Source organism: Pseudomonas sp. SB113 (genome assembly GCF_040754745.1).
Taxonomy (GTDB): domain Bacteria; phylum Pseudomonadota; class Gammaproteobacteria; order Pseudomonadales; family Pseudomonadaceae; genus Aquipseudomonas; species Aquipseudomonas grimontii.
This window is the reverse complement of the sequence record NZ_JBFMHW010000005.1, coordinates 297,152-312,445: the sequence shown is the minus strand read 5'-3', so window position 1 is coordinate 312,445 and position 15,294 is coordinate 297,152. Positions and strand designations below refer to the sequence as shown.

Annotated in this window: 14 protein-coding genes; 10 read left to right on the top strand and 4 right to left on the bottom strand. The window is 60.2% G+C overall.

Annotated elements, in window-relative coordinates; translation table 11 throughout:
* Positions 1-21: 21 nt before the first annotated feature.
* Positions 22-798 (bottom strand): peptidoglycan-binding protein, encoded by a 777-nt coding sequence (locus AB1462_RS09535; protein ID WP_367246628.1) that lies wholly within the window; start codon positions 796-798, stop codon positions 22-24.
* A gap of 136 nt (positions 799-934) precedes the next feature.
* On the opposite strand from AB1462_RS09535, the gene def reads away from it, so the two are divergent.
* From def to AB1462_RS09510, 5 genes are all read left to right on the top strand, one after another.
* The gene (gene def, locus AB1462_RS09530; protein ID WP_053127413.1) at positions 935-1,441 is read left to right on the top strand and encodes a peptide deformylase; all 507 of its coding nucleotides are present in this window, start codon (positions 935-937) and stop codon (positions 1,439-1,441) included.
* A gap of 69 nt (positions 1,442-1,510) precedes the next feature.
* Positions 1,511-2,464 (top strand): methionyl-tRNA formyltransferase, encoded by a 954-nt coding sequence (fmt, locus tag AB1462_RS09525; RefSeq protein WP_259191513.1) that lies wholly within the window; start codon positions 1,511-1,513, stop codon positions 2,462-2,464.
* A complete protein-coding gene (gene rsmB, locus AB1462_RS09520; protein ID WP_367246627.1) occupies positions 2,461-3,771 on the top strand; it encodes a 16S rRNA (cytosine(967)-C(5))-methyltransferase RsmB in 1,311 nt (436 codons plus the stop codon). The genes fmt and rsmB overlap by 4 nt, the downstream gene beginning before the upstream one ends.
* Before the next feature lie 22 nt (positions 3,772-3,793).
* Positions 3,794-5,167 (top strand): Trk system potassium transporter TrkA, encoded by a 1,374-nt coding sequence (trkA, locus tag AB1462_RS09515; RefSeq protein ID WP_090401312.1) that lies wholly within the window; start codon positions 3,794-3,796, stop codon positions 5,165-5,167.
* An 18-nt stretch (positions 5,168-5,185) separates the two neighbouring features.
* Positions 5,186-5,497, top strand: a complete 312-nt coding sequence (locus AB1462_RS09510; RefSeq protein WP_090401313.1) for a tetratricopeptide repeat protein — start codon at positions 5,186-5,188, stop codon at positions 5,495-5,497.
* Positions 5,498-5,632: 135 nt separating this feature from the next.
* On the opposite strand, the gene AB1462_RS09505 is transcribed toward AB1462_RS09510, so the two are convergent.
* The gene (locus AB1462_RS09505) at positions 5,633-6,520 is read right to left on the bottom strand and encodes a lysophospholipid acyltransferase (RefSeq protein ID WP_090401314.1); all 888 of its coding nucleotides are present in this window, start codon (positions 6,518-6,520) and stop codon (positions 5,633-5,635) included.
* A 40-nt stretch (positions 6,521-6,560) separates the two neighbouring features.
* Positions 6,561-7,118, bottom strand: a complete 558-nt coding sequence (locus AB1462_RS09500; RefSeq protein WP_367246626.1) for a DNA-3-methyladenine glycosylase I — start codon at positions 7,116-7,118, stop codon at positions 6,561-6,563.
* Between the two features lie 81 nt (positions 7,119-7,199).
* Here AB1462_RS09500 and glyQ point away from each other — a divergent pair, with 81 nt between their 5' ends.
* The 4 genes from glyQ to AB1462_RS09480 all read left to right on the top strand — a co-directional run bounded on the left by glyQ (position 7,200) and on the right by AB1462_RS09480 (position 11,596).
* Positions 7,200-8,153, top strand: coding sequence for a glycine--tRNA ligase subunit alpha (gene glyQ / locus AB1462_RS09495; RefSeq protein WP_003213601.1), 954 nt, complete (start codon positions 7,200-7,202; stop codon positions 8,151-8,153).
* A complete protein-coding gene (glyS, locus tag AB1462_RS09490; protein ID WP_259191515.1) occupies positions 8,150-10,204 on the top strand; it encodes a glycine--tRNA ligase subunit beta in 2,055 nt (684 codons plus the stop codon). Before glyQ ends, glyS begins: the two co-directional genes overlap by 4 nt.
* A 2-nt stretch (positions 10,205-10,206) precedes the next feature.
* Positions 10,207-10,743, top strand: coding sequence for a D-glycero-beta-D-manno-heptose 1,7-bisphosphate 7-phosphatase (gene gmhB / locus AB1462_RS09485; protein WP_315338891.1), 537 nt, complete (start codon positions 10,207-10,209; stop codon positions 10,741-10,743).
* A gap of 82 nt (positions 10,744-10,825) precedes the next feature.
* Positions 10,826-11,596: a 1-acyl-sn-glycerol-3-phosphate acyltransferase gene (locus AB1462_RS09480; RefSeq protein ID WP_090401317.1), complete on the top strand. Its 771-nt coding sequence runs from the start codon at positions 10,826-10,828 to the stop codon at positions 11,594-11,596.
* A gap of 179 nt (positions 11,597-11,775) precedes the next feature.
* Here AB1462_RS09480 and AB1462_RS09475 read toward each other — a convergent pair whose 3' ends face one another.
* On the bottom strand, positions 11,776-14,058 hold the full coding sequence (locus tag AB1462_RS09475) for a CHASE2 and HATPase_c domain-containing protein (protein ID WP_259191517.1): 2,283 nt from the start codon (positions 14,056-14,058) through the stop codon (positions 11,776-11,778).
* Between the two features lie 451 nt (positions 14,059-14,509).
* Between AB1462_RS09475 and AB1462_RS09470 the strand changes: the two genes are divergently transcribed.
* Complete coding sequence (locus AB1462_RS09470; protein WP_315338896.1) at positions 14,510-15,238, top strand: response regulator transcription factor; 729 nt, start codon at positions 14,510-14,512, stop codon at positions 15,236-15,238.
* Positions 15,239-15,294: the final 56 nt, after the last annotated feature.

Genomic DNA, 15,294 nt, shown 5'->3' with positions numbered 1-15,294 from the left:
GTAACTTATTTAGCAGGCTATTTATTGCGATTGAGGGACAGTCTCGAAACGGTCCTTTACCGCCAGTGGGCGCGAGGCAGTCAGGACCAGACCGTAGCTGAGTTTTTCGTAGGTGCGAAACACCAGCAGGGTGCCGGCACGCTCATCGGGAAGCTTCACCTGGTTGCCGGCGAGGGTATCGCGCACGGTGGCGCCGGTTTTGATAACGGTCAGCAACTGGCCTTCGACCAGGCCATCGCGACGACCTTTATTCAGGGTCACGGCGTCCAGTACGCCGATCTGGGTAACACCCCTGGGGACGTCAATGATATGTCCTTGTATAAAAGGCGCGGGCTTCGCCCGTTCCAGGTGATCCAGTGCAACGGGCGGTTGATCACGGAGCAAACGGTCGCCGGGACGTACCTCCTGGGTAACGCGCTGCAGGGCCAGGGTGCTGAGGTCGCCTGCTGTCACAAACCGTGCGGTGCCGATGTCGTCGGCGTTAATCCCCAACAGCTCCTGGGTTTGCGGGTCGGTGTAGACCTTGCCTCGGCGAAAGATCCCATAGCTTGGCTGGGCCGGGTCCAACACGCCCCTGGCGTATGCGCGCTCACCTTGGGCACCCAACACCCGCCCTGCCTCTGCGGCGACAATGTACGGCGCGTTGTCCAGGTCCAGGGGCGAATCGAGAATGCGGTTATGCAGTAAAAAGCGCTGGATGGCCTGTTGCGTCGGTTGATCCAGGTGCCGGCCGGGCTGGGGAAGCAGGGCCATGGCAAACGGGGCCCATAGCAGCAAGACGAGTAGCGATTTCCTCATGGGGTGAATCTCCTTTATTATGTGCGTTCGCGTGAAATGCCAGAGCCTTCGCGGCTTTCGGGCGTTTCACACCGGCCGTATGGGTCCATTCCCACCGCCGATTTGCCTCTACCTCACATGTGCAGCAATTACGCTTATGGCTATTTTGAACATCCTCGAATTCCCCGACTCGCGCCTGCGCACGATCGCCAAACCGGTGGCCGTAGTGGACGACAAGGTTCGTCAGTTGGTCGATGACATGTTTGAAACAATGTATGAAGCCCCGGGTATTGGCCTCGCCGCCACCCAGGTCAACGTGCATCAGCGCGTCGTGGTCATGGACCTGTCGGAAGACCGCAGCGAACCACGGGTGTACATCAACCCCGAGTTCGAACCGCTGACCGACGAGATGGGCGAATACCAGGAAGGTTGCCTGTCGGTGCCGGAGTTCTACGAAAACGTCGAACGCCCACTACGTGTGAAGATCAAGGCGCTGGACCGCGACGGCAAGCCGTTCGAACTGATCGCCGAAGGCCTGTTGGCGGTGTGCATCCAGCACGAATGCGACCACCTCAACGGCAAGCTGTTTGTCGATTACCTGTCCACGCTCAAACGCGACCGGATCAAGAAGAAGCTGGAAAAAAAGCATCGCCAGCAAGCTTGATGCCCTCCTTCCAAAGGCTTGCTGCGGCAAGCCTTTTTCTTTTGTGACTGTTTTTAACCGAGAACTCCCATGACCGAGCCACTGCGCATTGTTTTTGCCGGCACTCCTGAATTTGCCGCCGAACACCTCAAGGCCCTGCTTGCCAGCCCTTATGACATCGTCGCGGTGTACACCCAGCCGGATCGCCCGGCCGGTCGCGGGCAAAAACTGATGCCGAGCCCGGTCAAGCAGTTGGCGCTTGAGCACAACATCCCCGTGCTGCAACCGCCGACCCTGCGCAACGCCGAGGCCCAGGCTGAACTGGCGGCGCTGCAACCGGACTTGCTGGTGGTGGTGGCCTACGGTTTGATCCTGCCCCAGGTCGTGCTGGATATTCCGCGCCTGGGGTGTATCAACAGCCACGCCTCACTGCTGCCACGCTGGCGCGGTGCGGCGCCGATCCAGCGTGCCGTGGAGGCAGGCGACAGCGAAAGCGGCGTGACCGTGATGCGCATGGAGGCGGGTTTGGACACCGGCCCGATGCTGCTCAAAGTGACCACCCCGATCACGGCCGCAGACACGGGTGGCAGCCTGCACGACCGTCTCGCCGAGATGGGCCCGCCCGCCGTGATCCAGGCAATCGCCGGCCTCGCTGCCGGAACCCTGGAAGGCGAGGTGCAGGACGACAGCCTGGCCACCTACGCCCACAAACTGAACAAGGATGAAGCCCGCATTGACTGGAGCCGCCCGGCGGTGGAGCTGGAACGTCTGGTACGTGCGTTCAACCCATGGCCGATCTGCCACAGCACCCTCAATGGCGAAGCCTTGAAGGTATTGGCCGCGACCCTGGCCGACGGCAAAGGCGCACCCGGTGAAATCATCGGCGCCAGCAAGGACGGCCTGCTGGTCGCTTGCGGCGAACAGGCTCTGTGCCTGACCCGTCTGCAATTGCCCGGTGGCAAGGCGCTTAATTTCAGCGATTTGTATAACAGTCGCCGTGAGAAATTTTCCCAGGGCACGATCCTCGGGGTGGCAACTCAATGAACCCACGTCTGGCCGCCGCCAAGGCTCTCGCCGCCGTACTCAACGGCAAGGCTTCGCTGAACAGTTCGCTGCCCACGCAGTTGGACAAGGTCGAAGACCGCGATCGCGGTTTCACCCAGGACCTGGCCTTCGGCACCGCCCGCTGGCAACCACGGTTGTCGGCGCTGGCAGCCAAGCTGCTGCAAAAGCCGTTCAAGGCGGCCGATGCGGATGTCGAGGCGCTGCTGCTGGTCGGGCTCTATCAGTTGCTCTACACCCGCGTACCGGCCCACGCCGCCATTGGTGAGACCGTCGGTTGCGCCGACAAGCTGAAAAAGCCCTGGGCCAAGGCCCTGCTCAACGCGGTACTACGCCGCGCCCAGCGCGAAGGCGAAGCGCTGCTGGCCGAGTTGGAACATGACCCGGTGGTGCGCACCGCTCATCCGCGCTGGCTGCAAAAATCCCTGAAAGCCTTCTGGCCCGAGCAATGGGAAGCCATTTGCGCAGCCAACAATGCGCACCCGCCGATGATCCTGCGGGTCAACCGTCGACATCACAGCCGTGATGCGTACCTGCAATTGCTGACGAACGCAGGCATCGACGCCACGCCATGCGTGTACAGCACCGACGGCATCGTGCTGGAAGCGGCCGCCGACGTACGCAGCCTGCCGGGCTTCGCCGAAGGTTGGATCAGTGTGCAGGATGAAGCCGCGCAACTGGCCGCCGACCTGCTCGACCTGGCTCCCGGCCAGCGTGTGCTGGACGCCTGCTGTGCTCCGGGCGGTAAGACATGTCACATCCTCGAAGTCGAAAAGGACCTCGCCGGTGTAGTGGCTGTCGATCTGGAAGCCAAGCGCTTGGTGCGTGTGCGGGAAAACCTCGCACGCCTGGGCCTCAGCGCCGAACTGATCGCCGCCGACGGCCGCGACACCGCCACTTGGTGGGACGGCAAACCGTTCCAACGCATCCTGCTCGACGCGCCGTGTTCGGCCACCGGTGTGATCCGCCGCCACCCGGACATCAAGCTCACTCGCCAACCCGACGACATCGCGGCCCTGGCGGTGCTGCAAGGTGAACTGCTCGATGCAATGTGGCCGACTCTGGAAGTCGGCGGCATCCTGCTCTACGCCACCTGCTCCACCTTGCCCACCGAAAACACCGAGGTGATCGAAGCCTTTCTTGCCCGCACCAGCGGCGCCCGGGAACTGGACCTCGCCACGGCAGCCGGTATCAAGCAGCCCCATGGCCGCCAGTTAATCGCGCAGGAAGGCGGGCATGATGGTTTCTACTACGCCAAACTGATCAAGATCGCCGCCGCGCGCGGCTGAACGGGTTTAAGGGAGTGACCGGATGAAAATCATCATCCTTGGAGCAGGGCAGGTTGGCGGCACACTGGCCGAACATTTGGCCAGTGAAGCCAATGACATCACCGTGGTCGACACCGATGCCGAGCGTCTGCGCAACTTGGGTGACCGCCTGGACATCCGCACCGTACAAGGTCGTGCGTCGTTTCCTACCGTGCTGCGTCAGGCGGGTGCCGACGATGCCGACATGCTGGTCGCGGTCACCAACAGTGACGAGACCAATATGGTCGCCTGCCAGGTCGCCCACACCCTGTTCCACACCCCGACCAAGATCGCCCGGGTGCGTGAAGCGGCCTACCTGACACGTGCCGGTCTGTTCGATAACGACGCTATTCCGGTTGATGTGCTGATCAGCCCGGAACAAGTGGTGACCCACTACATCAAGCGCCTGATTGAAATTCCGGGCGCCTTGCAAGTGATCGACTTCGCTGGCGGCAAGGCGCAATTGGTCGCCGTGAAGGCCTATTACGGTGGGCCGCTGGTGGGTCAGCAATTGCGTCAACTGCGTGAACACATGCCGAATGTGGAAACCCGCGTAGCCGCCATTTTCCGACGTGACCGACCGATCCTTCCCCAGGGCGATACGGTGATCGAGGCAGACGACGAAGTATTCTTCATCGCTGCCAAAGCGAATATTCGTGCAGTCATGAGTGAAATGCGTCGGCTCGATGAGAACTACAAACGCATCGTCATCGCTGGCGGCGGGCAGATTGGCGAGCGCCTGGCCGAAGCGATCGAGAGTCGCTACCAGGTGAAAATCATCGAGATGAGCCCGGCACGCTGCCGGCATTTGTCCGACACCCTGGACAGCACCGTCGTACTGCAAGGCAGCGCCTCGGACCGCGACCTGTTGATGGAAGAAAACATCGCCGACGCCGACATCTTCCTGGCCCTGACCAACGATGACGAGGCCAACATCATGTCGTCGCTGCTGGCCAAGCGGCTGGGGGCGAAGAAGGTGATGACCATCATCAACAACCCGGCCTATGTCGACCTGATCCAGGGCGGCGATATCGACATCGCTATCAGCCCGCAACTGGCCACCATCGGTACCTTGCTCGCCCACGTACGCCGTGGCGACATAGTCAGCGTGCACTCCCTGCGCCGGGGTGCGGCGGAGGCCATCGAGGCAATTGCCCACGGTGATTCGAAGTCGAGCAAAGTGATCGGCAAGGCCATCCGCGATATAGGCCTGCCGCCGGGCACCACCATTGGCGCAATCATTCGTGATGAGGAAGTGATCATCGCCCACGACGACACGGTGATCGCCACGGGTGACCACGTGATCCTGTTCCTGGTGGATAAAAAACATATCCGCGATGTGGAGAAGTTGTTCCACGTGGGATTGAGCTTTTTCTGATCAAACGGAGTGACCGACATGCTCGAATCCCTGGAAAAAATGCTCGCCAAGGGTGTGGATAACTCGCTGCTGCGCTTTGGGCTGGGCAAGGGTTACCTGGACCTGAAGGACAACGCCAAGGCGGCGGAGCATTTGCAGAAATGCGTCGAGTTCGATCCGAAGTATTCGGCGGCATGGAAGTTGTTGGGCAAGGCGCAATTGGGGCAGGGTGATAACGCCGCAGCGCGACAGGCGTGGGAGAAGGGCATCGAAGCGGCCTTGGCCCATGGTGACAAGCAGGCCGAGAAAGAGATGACGGTGTTCCTGAAGAAACTCGACCGCCAGGTCTAAGCAGATCGAAAATGTGGGAGGGGGCTTGCTCCCGATAGCGGTGGATCAGTCAAATATGCATTGGCTGACACACTGCTATCGGGAGCAAGCCCCCTCCCACATTTGGTTTTGCGTTGTTTTTGGGTCAGCAGTGGGTCAATACCACCGCTCCTCACCCGGCGGGCGTTTCTTGAAGCGCTTCATGCTCCACATGTACTGGCTCGGGTAAGCGCCGACATAGCGCTCCACTACCTTGCTCATTGCCGCGCAGGAGGTGGCGGTGTCGGTGCTGTACATGTCTTCCGGTGCCGCCTCCAGGATCACTTTGTAGCCCGAACCGTCCGGCAGCCGCAGTGCGTGCAGGAACACCCCCACGGCCTTGTGGCCGGCGAGCATGTTTGGCACGAACTTGCTGGTGAGTGCCTGGGTGGCGAAGAACGGCACGAAGATCCCGGCGGATTCGGCCGGCTCCGGGTCCGCCGGAATGCCCACCTGGCCGCCTTTGCGTACTTCCTTGATCACACTGAGGATGCCTTCCTTGGTGGACGCCGCCACGCGGTTGCCCAGTTGCACACGCTGCTTGCGCAGCAATTCATCCACTGCCTTGAGCTTGGGCGGGCGGTAAAAAATGATCGGCTTGCACTGGCTGCAATAGAAGTGGTTCAACACCTCCCAATTACCCAGATGGCTGGTGATGCCGACCACACCTTTGCCCGAGGCCAGGGCTTCGTGCAGCACCTCAAGGCCTTCGACTTCGCGCACCAGGTCGATGGAGCGCTGGGCCGGCCAGATCCAGGCGCAGGCGCTTTCGGTCAGGGACTTGCCGATGTCCTTCAGGCTCTGGCCGACCAGGCGCTCGCGCGCGGCGGGGTCCATGTCGGGGAAGCATTTTGAGAGGTTGATCCGCACCGTGTCACGGGAGCGGTTGGGGGTTTTCCACATGATCCAGCCGATGGCCGAACCCACGGCTTGCACCGCGCGCCATGGCAGCAGGGCAAACAACCGAAGAGCACCTACCAGCAAGGCGCCTTTAAACTTTTCCACAGGTCACTCCTGATCGTGTGTGGTGCGCAAAGCCGCCATTCTAACCGGCGTTGGCCAAGTCCGCGTAACGGTCACAGTCCTGAGTGTGGTCCATGACCATGCCCGAGGCCTGCATGAACGCGTAACAAATGGTCGGGCCGACAAAGGTGAAGCCGGCTGTCTTGAGTGCTTTGCTCATGGCTTCAGCCTCCGGCGTAATCGCCGGCACTTCGCTGCGATCCTTGAAATGGTTGACCTTGGGCACTCCGCCGACAAACGACCAGAGCAACCCCACCGGGTCCTCCAGCGCCAGCCAGGCCGCGGCGTTGCGCCGGGTCGCGTTGAGCTTGAGGCGGTTACGCACAATGCCTGGATCGAGCATCAGTGCTTCGATCTCAGCGTCGGTCAGCTGTGCCAGACGCCGGGCATCAAAACCAAACAAGACCTTTCGATAATGCTCGCGTTTGCGTAAAACGGTGATCCAGGACAGGCCCGCCTGGAACCCTTCCAGTAAAAGCAACTCGAACAAACCCTGCGCATCGCGCAGCGGCGTTCCCCACTCCTGATCGTGATAAGCCATGTACAGCGGATCTTCAGAACACCAAAAGCAGCGTGGCATAAGGCTCCAGGGGATGGTGGCGCGGCCGAATCGGGTATACTCCCGCTCTTTAAATCGCAGCCCAAGTAACAGGTGAATTTCGTGAGCCAGCCTACGCCAGCCGTGCGTACCTTCCAAGACTTGATCCTCGCCCTCCAGCAATACTGGGCCGAGCAAGGTTGTGTGGTACTTCAGCCCTACGATATGGAAGTAGGCGCCGGCACTTTCCACACCGCTACATTCCTGCGGGCCATCGGCCCGGAAACCTGGAACGCCGCTTACGTGCAGCCCAGTCGTCGACCGACTGACGGCCGCTACGGCGAAAACCCGAACCGTCTGCAGCACTACTATCAGTTCCAGGTAGTCCTGAAGCCGAACCCGGACAACTTCCAGGAACTGTACCTGGGCTCGCTCAAGCACGTGGGCCTGGACCCTCTGGTACACGACATCCGTTTCGTCGAAGACAACTGGGAATCGCCAACTCTCGGCGCCTGGGGCCTGGGCTGGGAAGTCTGGCTCAATGGCATGGAAGTCACGCAGTTCACCTACTTCCAGCAGGCCGGTGGCATCGAATGCTACCCAGTGACCGGCGAGATCACCTACGGTCTTGAGCGCCTGGCCATGTACCTGCAGGGCGTGGATTCGGTCTACGACCTGGTGTGGGCTGACGGCCCGTTCGGCAAAGTGACCTATGGCGATGTGTTCCACCAGAACGAAGTGGAGCAATCGACCTACAACTTCGAACACGCCAACGTCGAGAAGCTGTTCGAACTGTTCGACTTCTATGAAAGCGAAGCCAAGCGCCTGATCGAACTCGACCAGCCGCTGCCGTTGCCAAGCTATGAAATGGTGTTGAAGGCGTCCCATACCTTCAACCTGCTGGACGCCCGCCGTGCCATCTCGGTAACCGCGCGTCAGCAATACATCCTGCGTGTACGCACCCTGGCACGTTCCGTCGCCCAAGCCTACCTGCTGGCTCGCGCCAAGCTGGGCTTCCCGATGGCCACCCCGGACCTGCGTGATGAAGTGTTGGCTAAGCTGGAGGCTGCACAATGAGTGCTCAAGATTTCCTGGTTGAACTGGGCACCGAAGAGCTGCCACCCAAGGCACTCAATACCCTGGCCGATGCGTTCCTGGCCGGTATCGAAAAAGGCCTGCAGAGCGCCGGCCTGAAGTTTGAAGCGAAAAAAGTCTACGCCGCGCCGCGCCGCCTGGCCGTGTTGCTGACCGCGCTGGAAACCCAGCAGCCGGACCGCAGCATCAACCTCGACGGCCCGCCACGCCAGGCGGCTTTCGACGCCGAAGGCAACCCGACTCAAGCCGCGCTGGGCTTCGCCAAGAAATGTGGCGTGGAGCTGAGCGAGATCGACCAGAGCGGCCCGAAACTGCGGTTCAGCCAGGTCATCAAAGGCAAGCCGACCGCCAGCCTGTTGCCGACCATCGTCGAAGACTCCCTGAACGACCTGCCGATCCCTAAGCGCATGCGCTGGGGCGCGCGCAAGGAAGAGTTTGTGCGCCCAACCCAGTGGCTGGTGATGCTGCTCGGTGACCAGGTCATCGACTGCACCATCCTCGCCCAGAAGGCTGGCCGTGATTCCCGTGGTCACCGCTTCCACCACCCAGAAGCGGTGCGCATCACTTCGCCGGCTAACTATGCCGCCGATCTGCGCGCGGCTTACGTGCTGGCCGATGCCAACGAGCGTCGCGAGCTGATCAGCAAGCGCACCGAAGAGCTCGCCCGCCTGCAGGAAGGCACCGCCATCGTGCCGCCAAGCCTGCTCGACGAAGTGACCGCGCTGGTTGAATGGCCGGTTCCGCTGGTGTGCTCGTTCGAAGAACGTTTCCTCGAGGTGCCACAGGAAGCGCTGATCACCACCATGCAGGACAACCAGAAGTATTTCTGCCTGCTGGACGTGGACGGTAAGTTGCTGCCGCGCTTTATCACCGTGGCCAACATCGAAAGCAAGGACCCCCAGCAGATCATCGCCGGTAACGAGAAAGTCGTTCGCCCGCGCCTGACTGACGCCGAGTTCTTCTTCAAGCAAGACAAGAAGCAGAAACTCGAAGACTTCAACCTGCGCCTGCAAAACGTGGTGTTCCAGGAAAAACTCGGCAGCGTCTACGACAAGGCTGTGCGCGTTTCCAAGCTGGCGGCCTACATTGCCCCACGCATTGGCGGTGATGCCGCCTGGGCTGCGCGTGCAGGCTTGCTGTCCAAGTGCGACCTGGCCACCGAGATGGTCGGCGAGTTCCCGGAGATGCAAGGCGTTGCCGGTTACTACTACGCCCTCAACGATGGCGAGCCGAACGATGTCGCCCTGGCGCTGAACGAGCAGTACATGCCGCGCGGTGCCGGTGCCGAGCTGCCGACCACCCTGACCGGTGCGGCCGTGGCCATCGCCGACAAGCTGGATACCCTCGTCGGTATCTTCGGTATCGGCATGCTGCCCACCGGTAGCAAAGACCCGTATGCCCTGCGTCGTGCGGCCCTGGGCGTACTGCGTATCCTGATCGACAAGAAGCTGGACCTCGACCTGACCCAGGCCGTGGTGTTCGCGGTCGGCCAGTTCGGTGGCAAGGTCAAGCAAGCCGGCCTGGCCGAGCAAGTGCTGGAATTCGTGTTCGACCGCCTACGTGCGCGTTATGAAGATGAAGGCGTGGACGTTTCCGTCTACCTGTCGGTACGTGCCCTGCAACCGGGTTCGGCGCTGGACTTCGATCAACGCGTACAAGCCGTACAGGCGTTCCGCAAGCTGCCGGAAGCCGATGCCTTGGCCGCCGTGAACAAGCGTGTGTCGAACCTGCTGAGCAAGGCCGAAGGCCTGGGCAACGCCGATGTCGACCCTGGCCTGTTTGCCGACGCCAAGGAGTTCTCGCTGAACTCGGCCATTGCCAAGGCAGAGAATGCGGTGAAGCCGCTGATCGCCGAACGCAATTACGCCGAGGCCCTGGCACGCCTGGCCACCTTGCGTGAGCCGGTGGATGCGTTCTTCGAAGCGGTGATGATCAATGCCGAAGATGCCGGCGTGCGGAAAAACCGCTACGCCATGCTGGCGCGTCTGCGTGGCTTGTTCGTCAACATCGCTGACATTTCGACGCTGAGCTGAGCATGTTGAAACTGCTGATTCTCGATCGGGACGGGGTGATCAACTACGACTCCGACGCTTACATCAAGTCGGTGGCGGAATGGATTCCACTGCCCGGTTCGATCGAGGCCATCACGCAGTTGAGCAAAGCCGGCTGGACGGTGGCCATCGCCACCAACCAGTCCGGCATAGCCCGCGGCTACTACGACATCGCTACCCTGGACGCCATGCACGCGCGCTTGCGCACGCTGGTGGCGGAGCAGGGCGGTGAGGTGGGGTTGGTGGTGTACTGCCCTCACGGGCCGGATGAGGGCTGCGATTGCCGCAAACCCAAGCCTGGCATGTTGAAAACCATTGCAGAACATTACAAGGTGCCCTTGGCTGGGATATGGTTCGTCGGGGACAGCCTCGGTGACCTGGAGGCGGCCAAAGCCGTCGACTCTCAGCCAGTTTTGGTAAAGACCGGGAAAGGCGAAAAGACCCAGGCGAAAAACCTGCCGGTAGGCACCTTGATTTTTGACGATCTGGCGGCGGTTGCCGCAGAACTTATCAACAACTAGCCGCCCTCGACTTCCTGACCAAGGACTGTTCGGGAGTGCGCTTTTAACAGGCGGGCCATGTCCCGCAACGGTAAATGCCGCCATGTCGATTTTGCAGGCCATCAGAACCTTTTTCTTTTACCTGCTGCTGGGCACCAGTTCGTTTCTCTGGTGCACCCTGAGCTTTTTTATTGCGCCGTTTCTCCCGTTCAAGGCGCGCTATCGCTTTATCAACGTCTATTGGTGCCGCTGCGCGTTGTGGCTGACCAAGGTGTTCCTGAACATTCGTTTCGAGATCAAGGGCGCGGAAAACGTACCGGACCAGCCCTGCGTGATTCTGTCGAATCACCAGAGCACCTGGGAGACCTTCTTCCTCTCGGCTTACTTCTCGCCGTTGAGCCAAGTGCTCAAGCGTGAACTGCTGTACGTGCCGTTCTTCGGCTGGGCCATGGCCATGTTGCGCCCGATCGCTATCGACCGTGACAACCCCAAGGCGGCGCTCAAGCATGTCGCCAAGAAGGGCGATGAACTGCTCAAGGATGGCGTGTGGGTACTGATCTTTCCGGAAGGCACACGGGTCCCCTTTGGGACCGTGGGCAAGTTCTCCCGAGGGGGTACGGCATTGGCGGTCAATGCCAACCTGCCGGTGCTGCCGATTGCGCATAACGCCGGCAAGTTCTGGCCGAAGACCGGTTGGGCAAAACGCGAGGGCACCATCACTGTGGTGATTGGCGAGCCAATGTACGCAGAAGGCGAAGGCCCACGCGCCATTGCCGCGCTGAATGACCGTGCCCAGGCATGGAATGAAGCGCAGCAGCGGGCCATGGGTTCCCTGCCGCCGGAGCCGGTTGTGGTGGATACGCCGGTGGTATGAGCATCTGTGGATAACCTGTGTACGGTTTGTTGGCGAATTGGCTTTTTTTGATCCTAATAAGTTGATTTACTTAGATATTTCTAAAGATCATAAAATCGCGGAAAACGTGCATAAGTTTTTTCCGCATTAAAAAACCGGTCCTTGAGACCGGTTTTTTATGCACAGCAGAAAAGTACGTTTTAGCCGTCGTCCAGCAAGGGCAGCTGCAGACTGAACGCAGTGCCTTTGCCCACGGTGCTTTCACACTCGATACGGCCCCCATGACGCTCCACGACCGCCTTGACCATGCTCAGTCCCAAGCCCAACCCTTCGCTGCCTTGGGCCGAGTCAAAGCGCTTGTACTGGCTGAACAGCTCAGGCAAATCCTCGGCGGCTATCCCCGGCCCCTGGTCGCTGATGCGGCATTCCAACCAGCCTTGCGCGCTGCTGTGTCGCAGCCGGACAGTGGTACCGGACGGGGAGTATTTGATCGCGTTCTCCAACACGTTGAACAATGCGCGGGTGAGCAGCGATTGATCGGCTGACACCATCCCTTCGTCGGCCTCGTCCAGATCGTGGACCAAGTGAATACCTTTGAGCTGGGCGATCACTGCCACCTGATCAAAGGCATCCATTACCAACATGGCGAACAGCGTAGGCTCGAACTGGTAGCCATCGGCCTCGGCTTTCGCCAGTTGCACAAACGATTCGGTCAGGCTCAAGGCACGGCGTACTTGCTGCTCGATCTGGGCAAATATCGGCGACTCACTGTTGTGCACATCCAACAGTGCGAGGATCGCCGAGTGGGGTGCACGCAAGTCGTGGGAGAGGAAGCGCAACATGGTTTCCCGATGCTGCTGGGCCTCGCGTTCCTGGCTCAGGTCGGTGAGGCTCAGCAGCCAGCCAAGCGCGACATCCCCTTCGGCCGGCAGCAACGGGGCAAGTTCCATGCGCAGGCTACGCTGGTGAATATCACGAAACTCAACGAGTTCCAGCGTTGAGAGGGTGGGGCGTACGCCATTGTGCAGCGGCGGATAACCGAGGTCAGCCAGTTGCTCCAGAAGGTTATGGTTGATCAAGTCATTGCCGAACACTTCCCGGGCAATCCGGTTGGCCAACAGGATAGTGCCCTGGGTGTCTGTGATCAGTGTCGCCACCGGCAAGCATTCCAACCCATCGGCCATAAAACGTCGGGTGTCCCGCGTACGACTTACCGCTTGCTCCAGGGCAAAGATGCGGCCCTGCAATACGTCACCTTTGTTGGCGGGTGCACGACGGCGTTCGGGCAAGACTTTGGGTTCGTTATCCAGGCGCGCCAATTCCCAGCCGAAGTAGGCCAGGATCACACTTAGACGGCGCCAGTTCCAGATCAGATAGCTCAACAGCAAACCGATCAAGCAGGCCGCAGGCGACCACCAATAGCCCAAGCGCAACAAGCCCGCTGAACCGAGCAAGGCCGTGAACATGCACCCCAGGGTCATCCACAGCGCATAGCGTGGACAGTAGAGCAGCAGGCCCAGCAGCATCGCCACCAGGGACGTTGCAATCAGTGCGGCCAGCCATGCGGGCAAGTCCACAATACTTCGACCTTGCAGCAAGCCATTGAGCACATTGGCCTGGATCTCCACACCCGCGGTGGTGCCGGCCATAGGAGAGAGCGGTGTGACAAAGCGATCGCCCATGCCCGACGCTGTCGCCCCCACCAGAATCAGACGGCCCCGCAACCGCTCGGGAGGGACCTCACCGCGCAATACGCTGACATAAGACACGCTCGGGAAATGGGTGTCGGCAGCAATAAACGGGATACGGACGGCATACTCCCGGTGCCAATCCTGGGTGATCGATGTCAGGGGCTCCCCAGGCATCTCGGCCGATTGCCCGCTCATTGCGAAGGCCAGCCACGCTAACTGAAGCGCCGTGGCGTCGGCTGGCCCCTCGCGCATATACAGCCTGCGGACCACGCCATCGCTATCCGCCTCCACATTGATATGCCCGACGCCCTTGGCACATTTGAGCAGTGACAGCATTTGTGCCCCGGGCTGACTGTAGCTGGCGGCATCGTCACGGGCCAAGGGCAACAATACGTTGCCGGCGTTGCACACTGCGTCGGCCAGGCGTTTGTCATTAATGGGGTTACCGGGCTCGCTGAAGATCACATCAAACAGGATACCGGCCGGCTGCGCCGCGCTAAGACGATCGATCAGGTCGGCATGCAAACTGCGCGGCCAGGGCCACTGGCCGAGTTTCTTCAGGCTAGGGTCATCGATGGTCACCAGCAGGATGCGCGGGTCCACCGGCAGTGGCGCCAGACGGCGAAGGCTGTCGTATAGCGGGTTGTTCAAGGCCAGGCCTGGACTCATCGAGAGATAGGCAGTGATCGGCAATAACAGCAAACCAATCCACAACCACTCACGTACCAGACCGTGGAATAGGCGCTGGGCATGGGTGGGTTGACGCTTTTCGGCCTTTCCCCAGAGCATCACGGGTCAACGCGCCTGTGTTGTTGGCGTGCGGTAGAAGATGGCATAGCCCCCGGATTCCCCCTCAAGACGTTGCACGTCGTAAGCCGACACACGTACGTGATAGAACGACGCGCTGAGCCCAGTGAAGCTCATTTTTGACGCGGTGGAAAAAAATCCTGCTTGATGTTCATAACGGCGGGGAGTCCAAAAGGCTATCCACTATCAGGACACAGAAGTTTACGACAGCGCACGCGTCGGCTGATCCTTTTCCTTAAGGCCTGGAGCCGGTATCTTTCCCACATCGGTATGGAGAACGTTCAATGGCCTATTCGCTTATTGATTCCAGCGTACCGAGAGATCCAAGGGGTCAACGAACCTGAGCACAATTATTCAGATTCAGTGACCGGCATCTGTGCAGTACGTGCCCTCAATAATACGACTGCCGTACTCTTCGAGAAGAAAGGACCCACCCATGCGTGTCGCAATACTGGATGACGAACCCGCTGAATTGCGACGGGTAGAACAGACACTGCGACAAATCCCCAGCACTGCCGAACAACCCTGGACCCTGCATTGCTTCGAGCGCGGCGAAGACCTGCTGCGTCAATTGCGCCGGGAGACCTTCGACCTGCTGATACTCGACTGGCAACTGCCCGACATCACCGGTATTGCCTTGCTGCGCTGGACCCGTGAGCACATGGAGTCACCACCCGCTGTCATCATGCTCACCAGCCGTGACGCCGAAAGCGATATCGTCACCGCATTGAACAGTGGCGCCGACGATTACGTCAGCAAACCCTTTCGACCTAACGAACTGAAGGCGAGAGTGACAGCCGTTCTACGTCGGCATGGCCTGCAGAAATCGGCGACCCCTGAAGTGCAGAGTTTCAATGACCTGACCTTCGACGACGCGGAGTTGACCGTCACACGCGCAGGCAAACCGATCAACCTTACCGAGCGCGAATACCGTCTGGCGAGCTGCTTGTTCGCCAACCTGGCTCGGCCGCTGTCGCGCGAGTACCTTTATGAGCGATTCTGGACCCATGAAGAAATGGTGTCCTCTCGGCCGCTGGATACGCATATCTATCGGCTACGCAACAAGCTCGGGCTTACCGCAGATAGGGGTTGGCAGTTGTTGACGATCTATGGGTATGGGTATCGATTGGAGAGTGTGGCTACAGCTACAGCTTCCCATGGATAAAAACCACGATGTTCCACGTGGAGCATTTTGCAGACGGTGATTTCCGCGCAATAAAA